This window comes from Pectobacterium sp. PL64 (assembly GCF_022477975.1).
Taxonomy (GTDB): Bacteria; Pseudomonadota; Gammaproteobacteria; order Enterobacterales; family Enterobacteriaceae; genus Pectobacterium; species Pectobacterium jejuense.
This window is the reverse complement of record NZ_CP092070.1, coordinates 1,766,272-1,786,041: the sequence shown is the minus strand read 5'-3', so window position 1 is coordinate 1,786,041 and position 19,770 is coordinate 1,766,272. Positions and strand designations below refer to the sequence as shown.

The 19,770-nt window shown below is 48.8% G+C and carries 16 protein-coding genes; 2 read left to right on the top strand and 14 right to left on the bottom strand.

Features of this window, described 5'->3' with window-relative positions:
• Nucleotides 1-65: 65 nt before the first annotated feature.
• The 14 genes from infC to HP572_RS07725 form a co-directional block, all read right to left on the bottom strand.
• Nucleotides 66-608: a translation initiation factor IF-3 gene (infC, locus tag HP572_RS07790; RefSeq protein ID WP_071822580.1), complete on the bottom strand. Its 543-nt coding sequence runs from the start codon at nt 606-608 to the stop codon at nt 66-68.
• Nucleotides 609-610: 2 nt separating this feature from the next.
• A complete protein-coding gene (thrS, locus tag HP572_RS07785) occupies nt 611-2,539 on the bottom strand; it encodes a threonine--tRNA ligase (protein WP_205550652.1) in 1,929 nt (642 codons plus the stop codon).
• 256 nt (nt 2,540-2,795) lie between these two features.
• Complete coding sequence (locus HP572_RS07780) at nt 2,796-4,196, bottom strand: amino acid permease (protein WP_240585270.1); 1,401 nt, start codon at nt 4,194-4,196, stop codon at nt 2,796-2,798.
• A 127-nt stretch (nt 4,197-4,323) separates the two neighbouring features.
• Nucleotides 4,324-4,587, bottom strand: a complete 264-nt coding sequence (locus HP572_RS07775) for a YebO family protein (RefSeq protein WP_010275709.1) — start codon at nt 4,585-4,587, stop codon at nt 4,324-4,326.
• 228 nt (nt 4,588-4,815) lie between these two features.
• Nucleotides 4,816-5,607 carry a DNA-binding transcriptional regulator KdgR gene (gene kdgR, locus HP572_RS07770; protein ID WP_240585269.1) on the bottom strand — a complete coding sequence of 264 codons (792 nt, stop codon included), beginning with the start codon at nt 5,605-5,607 and terminating at the stop codon, nt 4,816-4,818.
• A 214-nt stretch (nt 5,608-5,821) separates the two neighbouring features.
• A complete protein-coding gene (gene ogl, locus HP572_RS07765; RefSeq protein ID WP_240585268.1) occupies nt 5,822-6,988 on the bottom strand; it encodes an oligogalacturonate lyase in 1,167 nt (388 codons plus the stop codon).
• A 354-nt stretch (nt 6,989-7,342) separates the two neighbouring features.
• Nucleotides 7,343-8,224 (bottom strand): protease HtpX, encoded by an 882-nt coding sequence (gene htpX / locus HP572_RS07760; RefSeq protein WP_240585267.1) that lies wholly within the window; start codon nt 8,222-8,224, stop codon nt 7,343-7,345.
• Nucleotides 8,225-8,387: 163 nt separating this feature from the next.
• Nucleotides 8,388-9,236 carry a glycerophosphodiester phosphodiesterase family protein gene (locus HP572_RS07755; RefSeq protein WP_240585266.1) on the bottom strand — a complete coding sequence of 283 codons (849 nt, stop codon included), beginning with the start codon at nt 9,234-9,236 and terminating at the stop codon, nt 8,388-8,390.
• A 30-nt stretch (nt 9,237-9,266) separates the two neighbouring features.
• A complete protein-coding gene (ugpB, locus tag HP572_RS07750) occupies nt 9,267-10,601 on the bottom strand; it encodes a sn-glycerol-3-phosphate ABC transporter substrate-binding protein UgpB (RefSeq protein ID WP_240585723.1) in 1,335 nt (444 codons plus the stop codon).
• Nucleotides 10,602-10,864: 263 nt separating this feature from the next.
• Nucleotides 10,865-12,088, bottom strand: a complete 1,224-nt coding sequence (locus HP572_RS07745; RefSeq protein WP_205550661.1) for an OFA family MFS transporter — start codon at nt 12,086-12,088, stop codon at nt 10,865-10,867.
• A gap of 184 nt (nt 12,089-12,272) precedes the next feature.
• Complete coding sequence (locus HP572_RS07740) at nt 12,273-13,022, bottom strand: LytTR family DNA-binding domain-containing protein (protein WP_205550663.1); 750 nt, start codon at nt 13,020-13,022, stop codon at nt 12,273-12,275.
• On the bottom strand, nt 13,019-14,764 hold the full coding sequence (locus tag HP572_RS07735; RefSeq protein WP_205550665.1) for a sensor histidine kinase: 1,746 nt from the start codon (nt 14,762-14,764) through the stop codon (nt 13,019-13,021). Before HP572_RS07735 ends, HP572_RS07740 begins: the two co-directional genes overlap by 4 nt.
• Before the next feature lie 179 nt (nt 14,765-14,943).
• Entirely contained in the window at nt 14,944-17,112 is a 2,169-nt protein-coding gene (locus tag HP572_RS07730) for an EAL domain-containing protein (RefSeq protein WP_240585265.1), read from the bottom strand.
• A gap of 393 nt (nt 17,113-17,505) precedes the next feature.
• Nucleotides 17,506-17,682, bottom strand: coding sequence for a hypothetical protein (locus tag HP572_RS07725; RefSeq protein ID WP_240346330.1), 177 nt, complete (start codon nt 17,680-17,682; stop codon nt 17,506-17,508).
• 482 nt (nt 17,683-18,164) lie between these two features.
• On the opposite strand from HP572_RS07725, the gene HP572_RS07720 reads away from it, so the two are divergent.
• Nucleotides 18,165-18,899, top strand: coding sequence for a helix-turn-helix transcriptional regulator (locus HP572_RS07720; RefSeq protein WP_240585264.1), 735 nt, complete (start codon nt 18,165-18,167; stop codon nt 18,897-18,899).
• A gap of 501 nt (nt 18,900-19,400) precedes the next feature.
• Entirely contained in the window at nt 19,401-19,751 is a 351-nt protein-coding gene (locus HP572_RS07715; RefSeq protein ID WP_010275738.1) for a Mor transcription activator family protein, read from the top strand.
• Nucleotides 19,752-19,770: the final 19 nt, after the last annotated feature.

Below are 19,770 nucleotides of genomic sequence, written 5' to 3'. Positions count from 1 at the left end.
CGAATCAGATAAGGCGAACAAAGCCGTACAACACAGAGGTTGTACGGTCTTGCTACTTGAATGCCTTACTGTTTCTTCTTCGGTGCTAGCACCATGATCATCTGACGGCCTTCGATCTTCGATGGGAAGGATTCGACAACTGCCAGTTCACTCAGATCGTCACGAACGCGGTTAAGCACTTCGATACCAATCTGTTGGTGCGCCATTTCACGACCGCGGAAACGCAGTGTGATTTTGGCTTTGTCACCATCTTCAAGAAAGCGAATCAGGTTGCGTAGTTTGACCTGATAGTCGCCATCATCGGTACCAGGTCGGAATTTGATTTCCTTGACCTGAATAACTTTTTGTTTTTTCTTCTGTTCCTTTGTGGCCTTACTCTTCTCATAAAGGAACTTGCCGTAATCCATAATTCGGCAAACCGGCGGCTCGGCGTTCGGACTGATTTCAACTAAATCAACACCTGCTTCTTCGGCTTTTTCTAATGCTTCATTTAGACTTACGATGCCCAGCTGTTCGCCTTCGACGCCTGATAGGCGTACCTCATGTGCGCGAATCTCTCTGTTGATGCGATTAGGACGCGCCGGTTGAACTCGTTTTCCGCCTTTAATACCTATACCTCCAATTGATGAAGACTACGGCTGCGAATCTCTTGCTGCAGCTTACTGATGACTTCACTGACATCCATGCTCCCAAGGTCTTTACCACGACGAGTACGGACAGCAACTTTTCCTGCCTCGACCTCTTTGTCGCCACAAACCAGCATATAGGGAACCCGGCGTAAAGTGTGTTCGCGGATTTTAAAGCCTATCTTCTCATTTCTCAAGTCTGCTTTTACACGAATGCCCGCTTCTTGCAGTTTTCGGGTCAATTCGTTGACATAATCAGACTGGCTATCAGTGATATTTATAATCACCGCTTGAACCGGGGCTAACCAGGTCGGGAAGAAACCGGCGAATTCTTCGGTCAGAATACCGATGAAACGCTCCATTGATCCCAAAATAGCCCGGTGAATCATAACCGGAACCTGACGCTCGTTGCTTTCGCCAACGTAAGACGCGTTCAGACGGCCCGGTAATGAAAAGTCGAGTTGCACCGTACCACACTGCCACGCACGATCCAAACAGTCATGCAGGGTAAATTCAATTTTTGGGCCGTAGAACGCCCCTTCACCCGGCTGATAGGCGAATTCGATGTTATTTTCAGTCAACGCGGCCGCCAAATCGGCTTCAGCGCGATCCCACATCTCATCGCTACCAATACGTTTTTCAGGACGTGTAGACAGTTTCACCACGATTTTTTCAAAACCGAAGGTGCTGTACATGTCATACACCATCTTGATGCAGCTGTTCACTTCATCACGAACCTGCTCTTCCGTACAGAAGATGTGCGCATCGTCCTGAGTGAAGCCGCGTACACGCATTAAGCCATGCAGAGAGCCTGACGGTTCATTACGGTGACAGCTACCGAACTCCGCCATACGCAGCGGCAGATCGCGGTATGATTTCAATCCCTGATTGAAAATCTGTACGTGGCCTGGGCAGTTCATTGGCTTGATGCAGTATTCACGGTTTTCTGATGACGTCGTGAACATCGCTTCTTTGTAGTTTTCCCAGTGACCGGTTTTTTCCCACATCACTCGGTCCATCATGAATGGACCTTTTACTTCCTGATACTGGTACGACTTCAGCTTCATGCGTACAAACGCTTCCAGCTCGCGGAAGATCGTCCAGCCGTCGTTGTGCCAGAACACCATACCTGGCGCTTCTTCCTGCATATGGTACAGGTCAAGCTGTTTGCCGATCTTGCGATGGTCGCGCTTAGACGCTTCTTCAAGACGTTGCAAATAAGAAGCCAGTTGCTTTTTATCTGCCCATGCGGTGCCGTAGATGCGTTGCAGCATTTTGTTTTTGCTGTCGCCACGCCAGTAAGCGCCGGACGTTTTCTGCAATTTAAAATGGTGGCAGAAACGCATATTCGGTACGTGCGGACCACGGCACATATCGATGTATTCTTCATGGTGATACAGACCTGGACGATCATCACGACTGATGTTCTCATCCAGAATCGCCATTTTGTAGGTCTCACCGCGTGCAGCGAACGCATCGCGCGCTTCTTGCCAACTGACTTTTTTCTTAATGACGTCATAGTCAGTATCAGCAAGCTCATGCATGCGCTTTTCGAGCAGCTCAATGTCTTCCTGAGTCAGGGTACGGTCGATATCAACGTCATAGTAAAAACCGTTATCGATAACGGGACCAATCGCCATTTGGGTATCTGGCCACAGTTGCTTAATCGCATGGCCCAATAGGTGCGCACAGGAGTGGCGAATAATTTCCAGACCGGCTTCATCTTTAGCGGTGATGATGGCTAACTGCGCATCGGTATCGATCTTATCGCTGGCATCAACCAGCTCGCCATTGACACGTCCTGCGATACAGGCTTTTGCCAGACCGGGACCAATATCAAGTGCAACATCGAGGGGAGAAACGGCGTGGTCGTAATGACGCTGACTTCCATCAGGAAGGGTGATAACTGGCATTATAATTCCCTTATTTACAGTGGTGAGCCACACGAAAGCTCACATGCAAAAAATCGTATATCAATTGAAAATCAAAAGTGTTAGCCATGCTATTTCTCTTTACTCTGTGAAATATATACACATGATGCGAACTCTAAAGGCGCGCATTAGCGTGACATGGATAACGTCGAGGCAATAATACACCTTATAACTTGTGTGTTAAAGCCGGATGGTGGCCTGTTCATCTTTGCATCGTGATGAACAAGCCACAGCGTGTTTACTGTGTCTGCACCGACTTCATCGCTGCATTATTTTTGCGAGAGAATCGGAAGCCAAGCCAAATGATGGCAATCCAGAACGGAATTAAGATGACCGAAATGCGAATCCCCGGAGACAGCAGCATAATCACCAGAATGCCCGCCAGAAACGCCAGACACAGGTAGTTACCCCACGGATACCAGAAGGCTTTAAACGCAGGAACAACGCCCTTCTCTATCATCGCCTGACGAAAGCGCAGGTGTGCAAAGCAGATCATGATCCAGTTAATCACCAGCGTCGACACCACCAGCGCCATCAACAGCTCAAAGGCTTTGCCTGGCATGAGATAGTTGATCGCTACGCCGAACGATGTCGCTAATGCTGACAGCACGATAGAACGAACGGGGACACCGCGCGCGTTGACCTTCGCAAGAGATTTCGGCGCATTTCCCTGTTTTGCCAAACCGTACAGCATCCGACTATTGCAGTACACACCGCTGTTATAAACCGATAACGCTGCCGTGAGTACCACGATGTTAAGTACGTTTGCCACAATATTGCTATTCAGCGCCTGGAAAATCAGGACAAACGGACTCCCGCCATCGACGACATTTCCCCACGGATAAAGCGATAACAAAATAGATAGCGCGCCGATATAGAAAATCAGGATGCGATAGACCACCTGATTGGTCGCCTGCGGAATAGAACGCTTCGGATCGGCCGCTTCGGCAGCAGTGATACCCACCAATTCCAGACCGCCGAATGAAAACATGATCACCGCCATCGCCATGATCAATCCACTTGCGCCATTCGGCATGAATCCGCCATGGATCCATAAGTTACGCACCGTTGCTGTTTCGCCGCCATTGCCACTCAGCAACAACCAACTGCCGAAGACAATCATCCCAACGATGGCCAGCACTTTGATCAGGGCAAACCAGAATTCCGTTTCCCCAAACATACGCACATTAACCAGATTGATAAGGTTGATCAGCACGAAGAATATTGCCGCGGACAGCCAGGTTGGCGTTTCAGGCCACCAGTATTGAATATAAATCCCCACGGCCGTCAGTTCAGCCATCCCTACCAGAATAAACATCGCCCAGTAGTTCCAGCCCGCCAGAAAGCCGGCAAAATCGCCCCAGTACTTATAGGCAAAATGGCTAAATGAACCCGCTACCGGCTCCTCCACCACCATCTCACCCAACTGCCGCATAATCAGAAACGCAATCATTCCGGCAATCGCATAGCCCAATAAAACGGACGGCCCTGCCATTTGGATAGTCTGCGATATCCCTAAAAACAATCCGGTACCAATTGCGCCACCCAGCGCAATCAGTTGAATATGTCGATTCTTTAACCCTCGTTTTAGAACCAATTCCTGTTGATCGTTTGCTATGTTGTTTTGAGCATTTGCCATGTTGTTTTTGTGCTTCCTGTAAAGCCTTCTTCATTTTATAACAATGCCTGCTTACGCCATCAGCATGAAGGATGACGTAAGCAGGCAAAGGGATAGGTGTTTTACGCGTTACACAGTGATTGAGCCATTAACGTTCCGGGATGACACTTTTAAACGTTAACTCCACATCATCACGATCGCGCTCAGCGGCAAGCGCCTCAGGCTCACTTTTCTCTGCATTCTGGGGCAGCAATTTTTTCAATAACGCTAACTGCTGGCGTTGCTGCTCTACGATTTCCTGCAGCAATTTCACTTGCTCATTCGCTCTGACACTCGCCCGATTAACAAAAAACCAGACCAGCGCGGCCAGCAGCACAATCAGCAAGACAAAAACCACTTCTAATATGTTCACAACGACTCCACTTATAACCACTTATGACAGGTACCTGTGGGCTATCTTACCACCGTGGCATAGCCAAGTTCGATACCCAACCCTATCCGTTACTCACATCGTGTTGATGCGCACCGCTATCATATTGGTGCAAAAATAAAAAACGTGGGGAACGTTTTTCAACGTCGCTTGTGGCACGCCATAAAAAAGCCTGTCGGCAAGGACAGGCTCAGGCATTGATAGGGAATATCAGAAAGGGTAATCGTGGTAGCCCATTTGCTCAGAGATATTTCTGGCTGCGGAGTGCAGCATAGCAACATATTCGTGTTTGTTTTCTTCTGAAAAACGAATCGTTGGGAAAGAAATACTGAGGCCCGCAATCACCACGCCAAAACGATCGAATACTGGAACAGCGATACAACGCAGCCCTTCTTCTTGCTCTTCGTTGTCTTCTCCGTAGCCTTGCTCACGCACGACATCCAATTGGTTGAGAAGCGCTTCAGCAGAGCACAGCGTGTGTGGCGTACTGCGAGTGAATTCGACGGTCGACAGAACCTCTTCCACTTCGCTGCGATCGCGCCATGCCAACAGCACTTTACCAATTGCGGTACTGTGCAGCGGATTGCGGCGGCCAATGCGTGAATACATACGCAGGTTATACATCGAATCAATCTTGTGGATATAAACGATGCCGTCTTCATCCAACGCGCCAAGGTGGATCGTTTCTCGCGTTAGTGCAGACAACTCACGCATCTGTATATCCGCACTGCGGATTAAATCTACGTTCTGCAATGCTTTTGCCCCAAGTTCAAACAACTTGAGCGTCAGCGAATATTTCTCTGATTCACCTTCCTGCGCAACATAGCCCAGGGATTTCATCGTCTGCAAGAAGCGGTAAACGGTACTCTTGGACATCATGACTCGCTGAGAAAGCTCGGTAATACCAATTTCTCTCTCTTCACCTAATGCCTGTAAAATACCAAAAACCTTTAAAACGGACGACACGGAATCGGGTTGTTTATCTAAATCTGCACTAGCCATTTTTGTGGTTACCCTACTCAGGTTTTTTTGTTTTAAAAAAAATAGAACAATGGTTTTAGTATAAAGGGAACGCTTTGATTATGGCAATGGAGCAATAACGATAATCAAGTTAAGTTTGAGAAATAACCGCGTCAGAGACTTAATAAAATAATATGTAAGAAAATATTTTAGAATAATCCGCGCCATAAAATGTGACGCGGATTTATTAGTATTATTAGTGCCAGACTGAATCAGGAACCTTCGCCAGATACAGCGCAGGCTTTCCATCTACGTCAGAAGTAAACAGCACTTGTTTATTATCTGGCGTAAAGGAAGGATGTGGGTGAGTAACCTGACGGTCGCCTTCCAACACGTCCCAAGATGTATTGTGCTGTGCAATGCGATGTTCTTTGCCTGTTTTCAGATTGAAAACATACAGGAACGGATCGTTCTCAATTTTGTAACCGCCATCGTCCTGCACGTCGACCGGCGCATCGGAACCATCACCCACCAGCAGCGTGCCATCATAGTTACTCATCAGGTGAGAACACGGCGGCATTACGCGCAGTTGGCGATCTTCCAGCGTAACCGGATCGATGCTGCGGATGTAGCGATTGGTATCGTCTTTAAGGTAAGAGACGTAAATCATCGCTGAACCATCTGGAACCCAGAATTCGTGGGTGCAGCTTTCGCCTTCCGCATGCTCTTTTACTTTACGCATGTTGGTGCCATCTTCATTGATGAACCACATACGCGCATCAACCAGGTCATGTGGACCTTCGTGGCAGAAAGCAACCGTGTTGTCATCACCCGGACGGTAAATTGGATGACCCAGCCACTGGTTTTCCTGAAGGATAGTCTCCGCTTCGCCCGTTATCAAATCGACACGAATCAGACGACAGCAAGGATTGGTGAAATAGAATTCCTGGAATTTTTTCCAATCGGTCAGTGGTTTCCAGTCTTCTTTTTTGATCTCAATACCGACCATTTTGGTGCAATCGGAGTTGGCAACCCAGGTACCGTAGCCGACCCAATCGTCAGGCACCTGATAAATCGTTTTCTCTTCCAGCGTAACCAGATCGACACGCATCAGATTGCGAGTATTTTTAACGTAATACAGCGCATCGTCATTCGGAGACAGGAAGCCACCGAAGGTGTTGTCGCCTTTGCCTTCTGTCAGCTGCGTGGCGCTCTGCTCTTTTAAATCCAGCAGATAGTAGTTCCACGGGCCATCAAATGCAGCACCAAACAGCAGCTTGCTGCCGTCATTGAAGAAACACTTCTGGTAGAAATAGTTGCGATGGCAGATAACATCGGGCGGGGTTAAGCGCACAACTTCGGTGCCGGTTGCTGAATCCTGGTAGGTATGGAACGTTAGGGGGATCTTGTTACCTTTGGCCATCCGTAAATCCTTAGAACTTATCATGAAGAATCTGACGCCACACGCGCATACTCTTCGATAACCTGACATTTCGTTCGCCCGATAAATCGGTCATCCCGACACCGGTTGTTCAAAAATCAGGCCACCAATCTCACGCGAGACGCCTGTTATATCGGCATTATAGAAACAATGTTTCATTTTTCCGTGATCGTGGTTTTATTTTATAAAACATTCTTCATATTTTCACCACCTGTTTCAGATCTAATGAAAACATTCGGGCGGAGAAAACGCAGGATCGCTGAACCAATAAACGCAGAAATAACAAAGGCCCGAATGGGCCTTTGGGAGGATAGCTTTAGAAGATAATATCGTAAATTACTTCAGGTATTCGCCGGAGCGCAGCGCTTCGATACGCTTATCCAACGGCGGGTGTGACATGAACAGTTCGCTGAAGGATTTCGATTTTCCGTTAATGCAGAAAGCCATCATGCTGCTCTCTTCCTGCGGCTCATAGCTGGTCTTCAGGCGTTGCAGTGCAGCGATCATTTTCTCACGCCCCACCAGCTTGGCTGAACCCGCATCCGCATGGAATTCACGGTAGCGTGAGAACCACATGGTAATGATGCTGGCAAGAATACCAAACACCAGTTCCAGCACGGTGGCGACAGCAAAGTAAACCAGCGGGTTACCATTGCTGCTTTCACCTTCGTCACGGTTGCCGGACAGGAAACCGGAAACAACTTGTGCGATAAGACGAGAGATAAAGATAACGAAGGTGTTTACGATCCCCTGAACCAACGTCATGGTCACCATGTCGCCATTCGCGATGTGGCTAATCTCATGCGCGATAACAGCTTCCGCTTCGTCACGGCTCATGTTTTGCAGTAAACCCGTACTCACGGCCACCAGCGACGCATCACGACGGGCTCCCGTTGCGAACGCATTGATGTCCGGTGCATGGTAGATTGCCACCTGTGGCATCGCGATCCCAACCTGCTGTGACTGTGAACGAACCGTTTCCATCAGCCAGCGTTCAGTTTCGTTACGTGGTTGTTCAATGACTTCACCGCCAACGGACCGTAACGCCATCCATTTAGACATCAGCAGTGAAACAAACGCACCGCCAAAGCCAAACAGCCCAGCCATAATCATTAAGCCCTGGACACTGCTGGACTGAATTCCCGTCAGGCTGAGTACCAGCCCGAAAACCAACATCACCGCCAGGTTGGTGATCAGGAAAAGCGCAATACGCATCATAAAGGTCTGATTTCCTCTTGCAGAAAGATAAAGTTTGCACTCATACATCGTATGGGTTGCCGTGGCATTTTCAAGCATTCTTAACTTTTCAGTTACTAAATCCACATAACTTTACACTTTTCAAAAGGAAAGCGGCATCCTGCCGGCTGTCAATCCTGATATGTCAGCGCGACAACGTTGAGCGAAATTCGATAAATTCGGCAGCGTGATCCACCTGAATCGCCCCCACCCCAGCGCGAATTAATGCGCCCCATACGGCGTCAGGTTCGGCTAAGGCTCGCGTGTCGCTATAGTCGAGCGAATGCGAACAATCCAGCGTATTCACCCAAATCCGTACCCCAAGCCGTTGAAACTCGGCATACGCTTCGGTCACCGCATCAATATGATCAAAATTGGCTTCAACAATGCCGACGCCAATATCATCAATCTGTCGCAAAATATCGACAGTTTTCCCCCGTTTGAGGTGGATCATCGGCATATAGGGCACTTGGGTATCCAGCGACGGTGATACGATCGGAAAACGGGCAGAAGCAAAATCAACCGGGCTTTTCATGATCACGCCCGCACTCAGGCCTTTATCGCGAATATCACGGGCGATCACACCAAATTCCTGCTCGTGTTTGACATCCACATTGATGACAATACGCCCTCGCGCCTCTTCGAGAATTTCATACAACAACGGGACTTTTTCGTTACTCAATGGCCATGACGAACCGCCATCGCTCCCGCGTAGACGAGCCTGACGAATCTCCGCCAGCGTCATCTTGCCAATGCAGCCACTCATATCGCTCGTGCGATCGAGCGTATCATCATGAATCACGACAACGTGGCTATCTGCCGTTAATTGCGCATCAATTTCCACGATATCAACGCCCAGACGAATCGCCTCACGCAGCGCCGCCAGCGAATTTTCCGGTGCCGAATCCCAAACGCCACGATGTGCCACTGCCAGAATCGTCGCGTTTTGCCCCGCAATCACGTCCTGAGTTATGCCTCTATTTTGCCTTGTCATCTGTCGAAAACTCCAAATCAACGAGAAATGTCACGAGTGACGGGAAACCGACTGCGCGAAATGCTGCAACAGGAGATCGCCTCGAGAAACCACATTGTCCAGCGCCTGCTGCGGCGTTTCTTGCTCTGCCCAGACCTTCTCCAGTTCTTCATCCATGATGGTGCGAATTTGTGGCATGTTGCCCAAGCGGAACCCGCGCGTATAAGGCAGTGGCGGTTTATTGGTGAGCTGTTTCATCGCCACATCGCTGCCGGGATATCGGGCATAGAATCCCTGATCGCGCGTGAGCTCGTAAGCGGGTTGCGTCACCGGTAGATAGCCCGTCATCTGATGCCATTCGGCGGCATTTTCCGGCAGCGTGAGGAAATGCAGGAACTCAGCGATCCCTTGATAATGCGATGCTGCTTTCCCTTTCATGACCCAAAGGCTTGCCCCTCCGATGAACGTATTCTGCGGCGCGCCTTTCGCTTCCTCGCTGTAAGGCAGCATGCCTACACCGTAGTGAAATTTGGCATAGTTCTGAATCTTACGTAGCCCACCCGATGACGTCGTCAATATGCCGCAGTCGCCGTTATAAAAGCGCGTGGTGCCTTCATCATTGCGGCCAAAGTAGCTGAATTCCTTCTTCTTCATCATCTCCGCAAGCTGTGTGATGTGGGCGACCTGTAACGGACCATTCACCAACAGGTGCGCATCGACACCATCGAAGCCATTGTTTTTCGTCGCAATCGGCAATCCGTTCCACACGCTAAAGGCTTCCAGTAATATCCAGCCCTGCTGCCCTGCATTCGTATAGCCGCATGTCATCCCACTTTCACGCAGCCGCATCGCGTCGTACGCCAGCTCATTCCAGGTGCGTGGCGGCTTGTCAGGATCGAGCCCCGCTTTAATAAACGCATCTTTGTTGTAGTAGAGAACGGGGGTTGAACTGTTAAACGGCTGGGAAATCAGGTGTCCGGTCTTGCTGTCGCTGTAAAACAGCCCCACCGCAGGCAAAAAGGCGTTTTCGTTATTATCGATACCAACCTGATTGAACAGATCGAACACCGGGATAATCGCCCCGCTGTGCATCATATTCGGTGTACCGACATCATAAACCTGCAAAATATCCGGCGCGTTCCCCGTGCGATAAGCGGCAATGCCAGCGGCCAGCGTCTGTTCATAGCTGCCCTTGTAGATAGGTTCAACGTGATACACCGTCTGAGATTCGTTAAACCGATTGACCAGCCGTATTAATTCCGTGTTCAGGTTGCTGTCCATGCCATGCCAAAACGTCAGCTCAACAGCCGCCGTGGCAGACAGCGGAATGAGCAAGACCACACTTAACAGCATCAAAACAACAGACGTGAACCTAAAACGAATCATCATGATGTTTTCTCCGGTACGATTTATTTTTAGGAAAATCGCGTTATTTTTAGGAAAATTTCATTTTGGAAAACGTGTTTTAGGAAAAAGGCGTGCTGATAACGACGCTAGGGTTCGCCTGTGACACGTAGATGACCGGGGAAGTGATGAACTGTATCGCGATATTTCAGCCGATAAGAGAGGGGAAATCGTGTGGCAGAAAAACCTTATGTCAGAAAAACCTTGTGGCGGACAGTCCTTCGACTACCCGCCGAGGTATTCGATTAGCTCTGTGCGTGTGCCATATCCGTACGCATTGAGGCCGCAACGGGCTGATGTTTCGGTGGTTTAACCCACAGGGTGATCAGAAGCGAAACGACAGACATAATGATGATGGCCATAAAGGTAGCCTGGAAGCCTCCGAGTTGAGCAGCGATAAATGAGCCAGACAATGCGCCAATACCGAATCCCTGATAAATCACGCCGTAGTTTTTGCTGTGATTTTTCAGGCCGAAGAAGTCGCCAACAATCGCCGGGAACACCGTGATATTGCCACCAAAGCAGAAGGCAATCGCGCTGACACAGGTAAAGAACAGCAGCGGGTTAAGCGGCAGGAACGTCATCACTGACACCGCCAGAATCGTCACGAACAGGGTAAAACTGATCACCCGCATACGCCCGACATTATCGGAAAGCGCACCCAGCACAATACGTCCAACGGTATTAAAAATCGCAATCGCAGACACGGCATTGGCCGCCATGGCCATATCCATTCCGGCCATTTGCACACCGATATCTTTCACAATGCCAATCAAATACAGGCCGCTCATACACGCGGTGAAGAAGATAATAAACAGCAAATACGATTCTTTGGTTGCCAACATTTCAGCCAGCGAGAAATCACGCGCCTGCCCCTGAACCGCAGCTTGTTGAACGGGTACCGCAGCAGGTTCTTTCAGCAGTGAACTACCAACCAGAATCATCGCCATGACGATAATGCCCCAGTAGAAAAAGGCTTCTGACACACCCACTTCCGCAATCAAGAAGCTGTTTACGTATTTGAACAGCAGGCTTCCGGTACCAAATGCGCCAACAGAAATGCCCGCAATCAATCCTTTGCGGTTCGGGAACCATTTGATCAAATTAGACAGCGTCGTGATGTAAGCCGTGCCGTCCGCAAAACCGACAACAACGCCCATCAACAGATAAATCAGCGTCAGTGACGGGCTTGCCGCACTCGCCATCAGCCCCGCGCCCAGCGCGATACCGGCGATCATCGTTAAGCGGCGTAAACCAATACGCTCTTGAAACTTACCGGCAAACAGCGTGGCGAAGGCCAGACAGAAACTGGTAATGGAAAACGTCGTCGCCACGGAGCTCAGCGTCCAGCCAAATTTGTCCACCAGCGGCTGGTTGAATAAACTCCAGGTGTAAATCGTGCCGAGTCCCATTTGGGTGATGATCGTACCGAGGACAATCAATCCCCGGTTAACAGGTTTGGTATTCATGGGCTTTCCCCTACATCAAAAATTGGTCCGATTCACTCGGCACACTAAAAAATATAAGCTGATGTGGAGAAGAGAGAATCCATCAAAACACTGTCAGCTTATGGGCTGAGGCCAGTATACAAGCGGGCTGACAGTGGTTGATCGAATGGGGAATGAGATGCCTGAAACGCGGAATGAAATGCCGTTAAAGGCGCATCAATGACCTGAACGCCTTTATCTTGCTTCGGCTTACCGGGACTTCAAAATCCAGATCGTTCAATCGCAGGATATAGGTATTATTAAACCACGGCACAATTTCACGGATTTTCGTCAGGTTGACGCAGTAAGAGCGATGGCAGCGGAAGAAGTACTCTTCCGGCAAGCGGCTGCAAAACTCCGTAATATTCATCGGCATGATGAATTCCTCACGCCGGGTATAAACCAGCGTGACCTTTTCCTGCGCGGCCGCATAGTAGATATTGTTAATATCCGTGACGATAATCCGTTCGTCTTTCATCAGGTTAATGGTGTGCTGCGCACTTCTCGGGGCACCAGAAGGCACGCCCGTTTCAACAGCAGGTGCTATTTGTCGCTGTTGCCAGGTTGCTTCCAGCTTACGCAACATCGTGACGATACGTGATTCATGATACGGCTTAAGAATGTAATCGAAGGCTTCGACTTCAAACGCCTCAACGGCGTGTTCTTTGTACGCAGTAATAAAAATAATGTAAGGCTTATGCGCGAATTTGCTGATATTTTGCGCCAGCCAGACGCCATCTAACGAGGGAATATTGATATCCAGAAAGATCGCATCGACCTCGTTATGTTGCAGATATTTCAGTACATCCAGCCCGTCATCGAATGTCGCCTCAATCGTAATATCACTGTGCTGTTTGATTAGGTAACTCAGCTCTTGCTGCGCGAGGAACTCATCTTCAACAATAATGGCTTTCATGGGTTGCCTCCTGTTTGTTCAGCAGCAGAAGAGCCCGGCGGCGGCACCTGAATGGCATCCGGCAGCGCCGACGGGGTTTTATCTTCTCGTGGAATGTAGAAATAAATTTCGGTCCCCGGTTCCAGACGGCGAATATGCAGCCCATCGCCATAAAGCAGGCGAACCCGGTGATGGACATTCAGCAGACCAATTCTATTCCCCGGCAGTTCATTGCGCGCGACGCGATCCATCGTTTCCTGACTAATGCCATTACCCGTATCTTTTACCGCCACCAGCAGCTTATCGCCCTGCTCCTTCACGGACAGCACCACGGTTCCTTTGCCTCTGCAAGGCTGAATGCCGTGCACAATCGCGTTTTCTACCAGCGGCTGAATTAACAAACTGGGGATTTTGTACGCTAAATCGTCGTCGATATCGTAAATCACCGTTAGCTTGGCACCGAACCGCGCCTGCTCAATCGCGATATAATCCTGAATCTGGTACAGCTCTTTTTTTATATCGATCAGCGCATCGTCGTTAAGCTCGAGGTTATAGCGCAAATAGCGAGACAGATTGATCACCAGTTGGCGCGCGGTATCGGGATTAATACGAATAGATGAGGAAATCGCATTCAGCGCATTAAAAAGAAAGTGCGGATTGATCTTACTTTGCAGCGCTCTCAGTTCCGCTTTATTTGCCATATCACGCAACTGCTCGGTGCGGGACACTTCAATTTGCGTCGACATGATTTGCGATAAACCGACAGCCATCACGCGTAATGAATAGGTAATTTTATGCGCATGGCGATAATATATTTTCAGCGTGCCGGTTACCTGCCCGTGTTCCCACAGTGGGATGACGATCATCGAATGGATTTCCGGCGTCAGGTGCTGTTCATCATTATTTTTAATGATGATTTTCCCGTCATGAATCGCCTGCTGCGTCATGGGGCTGATAATGTCGTGGCCGATATTATACTTTTCTTCCCCAATTCCCACATACGCCTGAATGTGCTGCGTGTTCGTTATTGCCACCGCATCTGCATTAATTTCAGTCCGAATGATCCTACAGATGGCTGTCAGTGAATCGCTGTTGATGTTGCGGAAATACGGCAGTGTTTTGTGTGCGATATCCAGCGCAAGTTTGGCCTGCCTCGCGGCAATCACCTCTTTTTCATTCGCCACGCTTTGCACCAGCAAGACGATCAGGCCAATACAAACAGAGCCAAGAATCATCGGCACCGCAATTTTTGAAACAATATCGAGCCCTAATTCAATCGGCGTCGCCCATACCACAACCAGCAACATGGTTAACGACTCACACAGCATGCCGCCCAGAATCCCGATGCTCCACTGCTGCTCTTTTTTGACTTTCTTATTGATGTAGCCGGAAGTGATACCCGCGATAATGCTGGTAATCAGACAAGGGACGGAGGTGATACCATCAATATCAATGAGGTAACGATGCGCTCCCGCAATGATACCAGTCGCAATGCCGACCCAAGGACCGAAGAGAATGCCGCCGGACATCACGGCAATTACACGCACGTTGACGAGCGACCCTTCAACATTAATGCCGGAATAGGTACCAAACAGCGCAAACAGTGAAAAGATGGCAGTCACCGTCACCCGCTCTCCTGGCGAGTGTTGCTCTTTTTGCAGTAATTGCCGGAACTGACGCGTTCTGGTTAGGAAAAACAGACAGATCAGCATCAGGGCGGCGCGGTCGAAGACCGCAAGGAGCATCTCAAATATTTCGTGCACGGGACATCCGGTACTGGGTTACGAGCCAGCACTATAGAAAAAATGTGATCCAGATTCCACTTTTTAGTCTGTGAACCGCGCAGGGAGCGCAAAGTATGAAAGCCAGCGGGCGCTGGCTTTCTGGTAAGGCTGGATGGTAAAACCGCCGTTCGTCTATCTTGTTTAAACGTCTGTCTTGCTTAAAAGTCTATTGGCTTATTCAATTTCAGTAACTGGGTGAATTCCTCGGCAGGCATTGGATGTCCAAACAGATATCCCTGCGCTTCCTCACACCCTTTACCCCGCAGACGCTCGCTCTGCTCTAATGTTTCGACCCCCTCGGCAATCACCCCCAGACCGAAACTTTTCCCGAGATACAGGATCGCTCGAACAATCGCCGCATCCGGCGGAGACTCGCACATGGTTCTGACAAACGTTTGATCAATTTTCAGCCGAGTCACCGGGTAGTTTTTAAGCATGCTGAGTGACGCATAGCCCGTGCCATAATCATCAAAAGCAATACCGATTCCCGCTTCACGCAGCGTATTTAACGGCTGCAACATACTTTCATCGTAACGCAGGATGATATTTTCCGTGATTTCCAGCTCCAGAGAACCTGGCTGTAACCCGGTACGCGCAAGAATATCCATAATCTTTTGCGCCAACATACCGGTACGAAACTGTGCGCTGAAAAGATTAATGCTGATACGAAAGTAGCTATCGCTCGCCTGGCTCCATTCCGCCGCCTGCCGGCATGCCGTTTCGACGATCCAATCCCCGACGCGTTCTGCCCACGGGCCGTTTTCCAGTGCGGTAAGAAAGGCCGCAGGGCTAAGCAGCCCTCTTTCCGGATGACGCCAGCGCAGCAGCGCCTCGGCACCAACAATCTCATTCGTCGCCAGTTTGACCTGTGGCTGGTAGAACATCTCAAACTCATGCTGCTCGTAAGCACGCACAAATTCTAACTGGAAGGCATGCTTAGCCTGAAAGACCTCAAGCAGCTCGCGCGTAAAAAAGCGGTAGCAGTTTCGACCTTCAGATTTCGCCTGATACAGCGCCAGATCCGCGCTGGTCAACAGGTCCTGCACGGTCAGCCCATATTCTGGGTACAGCACCGCACCAATGCTGGCACTAATATTGATTTGATGATCGTCAATAATCATCGCCTGCGAAATTTCATGGATGATTTGCTCAGCAATTTTGCCCGCGACCTTTTTGTCACTCAGGCCGGGAAACAGTAGCGCAAACTCATCCCCGCCCATTCGCGCGACAACATCACCGGAGCGAACCGTGGCTTTTATTTTTTTGGCGACATGCACCAGAATATTATCGCCGCTGGAATGCCCCAGACTGTCATTCACATCTTTGAACCCGTCCAGATCGACCATCATGATACAAACCGCAGGTTCATTCTTTAGTGCAGTTTCCAGATTGGATGTCAGCAGCGTGCGGTTTGCCAATCCGGTTAGTGGATCCAGATGCGCGAGTAAGAACAGACGCTCTTCATTGCGTCGCCGTTCTGTAATGTCACGCAATATCGCGCCATAGCTAACATTGTCGTTGTCTTCCCACATCGAAACCGACAATTCGACTGGAACCAGACAACCGCTTTTGGCTTGTACGTTCAGTTCCAGCGTCACGCCTTTCATCATCGAATCCCGATCGGTGACCAGATGATTGAGCTGCACGACAAAGGCATCAGGTACGATGGTATTAATACTGCGGCCAATAATTTCCTCGTCAGTATATTCCAGCATGTGTTCCGCTGCGGTATTCCAGAAGGTGATCATCCCCTTCTCATTAACGCACAAAATGGTATCAGGCGAGGTATTGGCAATATTTTCAAAACGCACCTGACTGGCTTTACGCGCCAGTTCCAGACGTCGCATTTCCAGCTTGTCCATGACTAATGAAGCCAGATCCTGCAAATTATGCTCATCACGTTTGGTGAATGTCGTTCTGGGTTTCAAATCGATAATGCACAAGGTGCCGATGGCATGCCCGGACGGCGTAATTAATGGAATCCCGGCATAAAAACGAATGTAGGGAACGCCCACAACCAGCGGGTTATTTTTAAAACGCGCATCCTTAAGGGCATCGGGCACCACCATGATCTTTTTCTTTAGGATCGTATGCGCGCAAAAAGAGATATCGCGAGGCGTTTCGCAAAAAGGAACACCCACGCTGGCGGCAAACAGTTGGCGTTCAGCCTCGACCAACGACACCAAAACGATAGGCACGCTGAAAATGTTAGCCGCCAGACTAATCAGGTTACTCAGACCCGGGTCGAATAATACGTTCTTAATTCCATACTCACGAAGAGCAGCAAGACGTTTGTCTTCATCTTTGCTTATTGGGGCACGACTCATGGGTTCCCCCCTCCCATCGTATTAATGTTCAGATTAGACAAAAATTTAGCTATAAATCCAAAATGTTGCAGCAATGAGCACGATAAGAACAGCAAGCCAAACGTTAGCAAACAAAGTACCCTATCTTGCCAAGAGTCAAGATGCATGGTGGCTGAGTATGAGTATGGCAAAAGATCCAGACTCTATCACCCCTGCGAATCATGAATAATAACAAGTGGAAGCATCAATTAAGATAATAGATGAAAAACGAAATAGAAAGATACCGACGTACTCACAACGTTGAGCAATGAGGGAAGAAAAGGAAGGGGAAGGTTGGTATATTCAAGTACTCATGAGCAGATAACGACAACGTATTATCAAGTTATTAACAGAATATAACCAACCAGAGCGTCATCAGGCGGGGAAATAGGTTATTGAATGCTCAGGCGTATCATTTTTTGCTCGGATCACGACATCCCAAATCCCGGTATAAGGCACCGTTAAATACACTTCGCCTTCTGCATGACGGTAAATCGAATCCTGCGTAGCACTATTCTCTTCCGTCATGGTTTCCTGTTCGCTACTGCTCATTTGCACTTCAAAGGTATTTGTACACCGAACAATTACCGTATCACCACCAAACAGACTTAAACACGTGCGAATTACAGACATACATCCTCCGCGACACGCAGTCATGCGTATGCTTAATGAAACGAATTTATTGGTTATATTTCCCACAGCGGGATTTCCATAAGAGCAAAATGCATACGGCCAGATTGTGATTTAGATCAAGTGACTCACACGTTTAAAGCAAATCAGGCGGTGGAATAAGACGATACTATGACTGCCTGATACTTATTAGGATTTTTGATAGTTGAGCCATAGCGCTTAGGGATGCCGACGTTATCTCATTCAACCACACAGGATTAGCGCCATAGGATAACAACTTAAATCGTACTCAAAGTTGTATTCATGCGTGGCTATTGCATGCGCTAATGACGAACGGCGGTGGTTTTTTTAAACAAGATTAATACCCGCTTGATAAATGACAACCTAGGTTGTACATTGAACGAATGAAAACGACACTTGCAGAACGATTAAAGACCGCCAGAACTGCACAAGGGCTTAGCCAAAAAGCACTTGGCGACATGATTGGCGTATCTCAGGCCGCCATACAGAAGATCGAGGTGGGGAAAGCGTCGCAGACAACCAAAATTGTTGAGCTTTCCAATGCACTACATGTTCGCCCTGAATGGCTGGCAAACGGCGAAGACCCAATGCGTAGCAGCGAAGTCACTCGCTCGCTTCAGGAACCCAGCATTCCGCCAAAATCCGAATGGGGCACCGTATCAGCTTGGGACAGCACAACAGAACTATCAGAGGACGAGGTGGAAGTGCCTTTTTTAAAGGATATTGAGTTTGCCTGCGGCGACGGACGCATTCAAAGTGAGGATTACAACGGTTTTAAGCTCCGTTTCTCCAAAGCAACGCTGCGTAAGGTGGGTGCAAATACGGACGGTTCAGGCATTCTTTGTTTCCCGGCAGCGGGCGACAGTATGGAACCCATCATTCCTGATGGCACCACCGTTGCGGTTGATACCAACAACAAACGCATCATTGATGGAAAGCTCTACGCCATCGCTCAGGAAGGCGGCGGCAACGACAAACTAAAACGAATCAAACAACTTTACCGCAAGCCGGGCGGTCTTCTCGTCATCCATAGCTTCAATCGCGAGACTGATGAAGAAGCCTACGAATCTGACGTCGAGATCATTGGCCGCGTGTTCTGGTATTCGGTGCTGCTATAGCCCGATACTGGCGGTATCCCGCGCTATAGCGCTCTCTTTTCTTCTCATCAAAACCGGTGGACCGATACGGACACCGGTTTGTTTTATCAACAAATATTTTGCCTATAAAAGAGTTGTGAGTAACCGCTTTATCAACAAACGTTTCAGCGCTAAAAAACGTTTACCCCCGCCCAAGTAACCTTACCTACGCGCAACAGTTTTATACAATCACCGTGCTATTGTTTCATCAACCCTTGTTGATGTTGTGTTATTCACCCTGTCTATGTTGTTCCTTTCCCGCCCTGTGGCGGGATTTTTTTTGTCCCTCATCGGCCTCTTTTGCGTGTAGCCCTTCCCGTTGTCATTTCTTTTTACAACCAAAAACAACTTAAATTAAAACTAAAGATGTTGACATGAAAACAACTATAGTTTTAAATAGGCACATAGCAGCAGGGAAGTCTCTGCAAAGGTAACAACCCAGTTTTCACGTCAGTAACAACACACATAACAATAGGGTGATTTATGACTGAGCCACAATTTCGCAGTAAAGGTCCTGAGCTTCTGGTCGAGCTTTCTCAACACGTTGCCGATACGGTCAAAACCGTCACGGAGTTAGATCCACAAACTGCCGAGCTGGTCGGCAATGCTGTTGCCAAACATATGATGACCGTATGGGGCGGGCAAAACGTTTATTTCCCGATGGGAATCTCCTGGCGCGCGTCTCAACGCGATCTTCAAATCTATGAAGAGTTTGACGGACGCAATCACAGCGCGCTGGCTAAAAAATATAATGTCTCGCTGCAATGGATTTATAAAATTGTCAGAACGATGCGAAAAGAGGAGCTACAGGCCAAACAGCACACTCAGGCATAATCTAAAAAGCCATGAATTA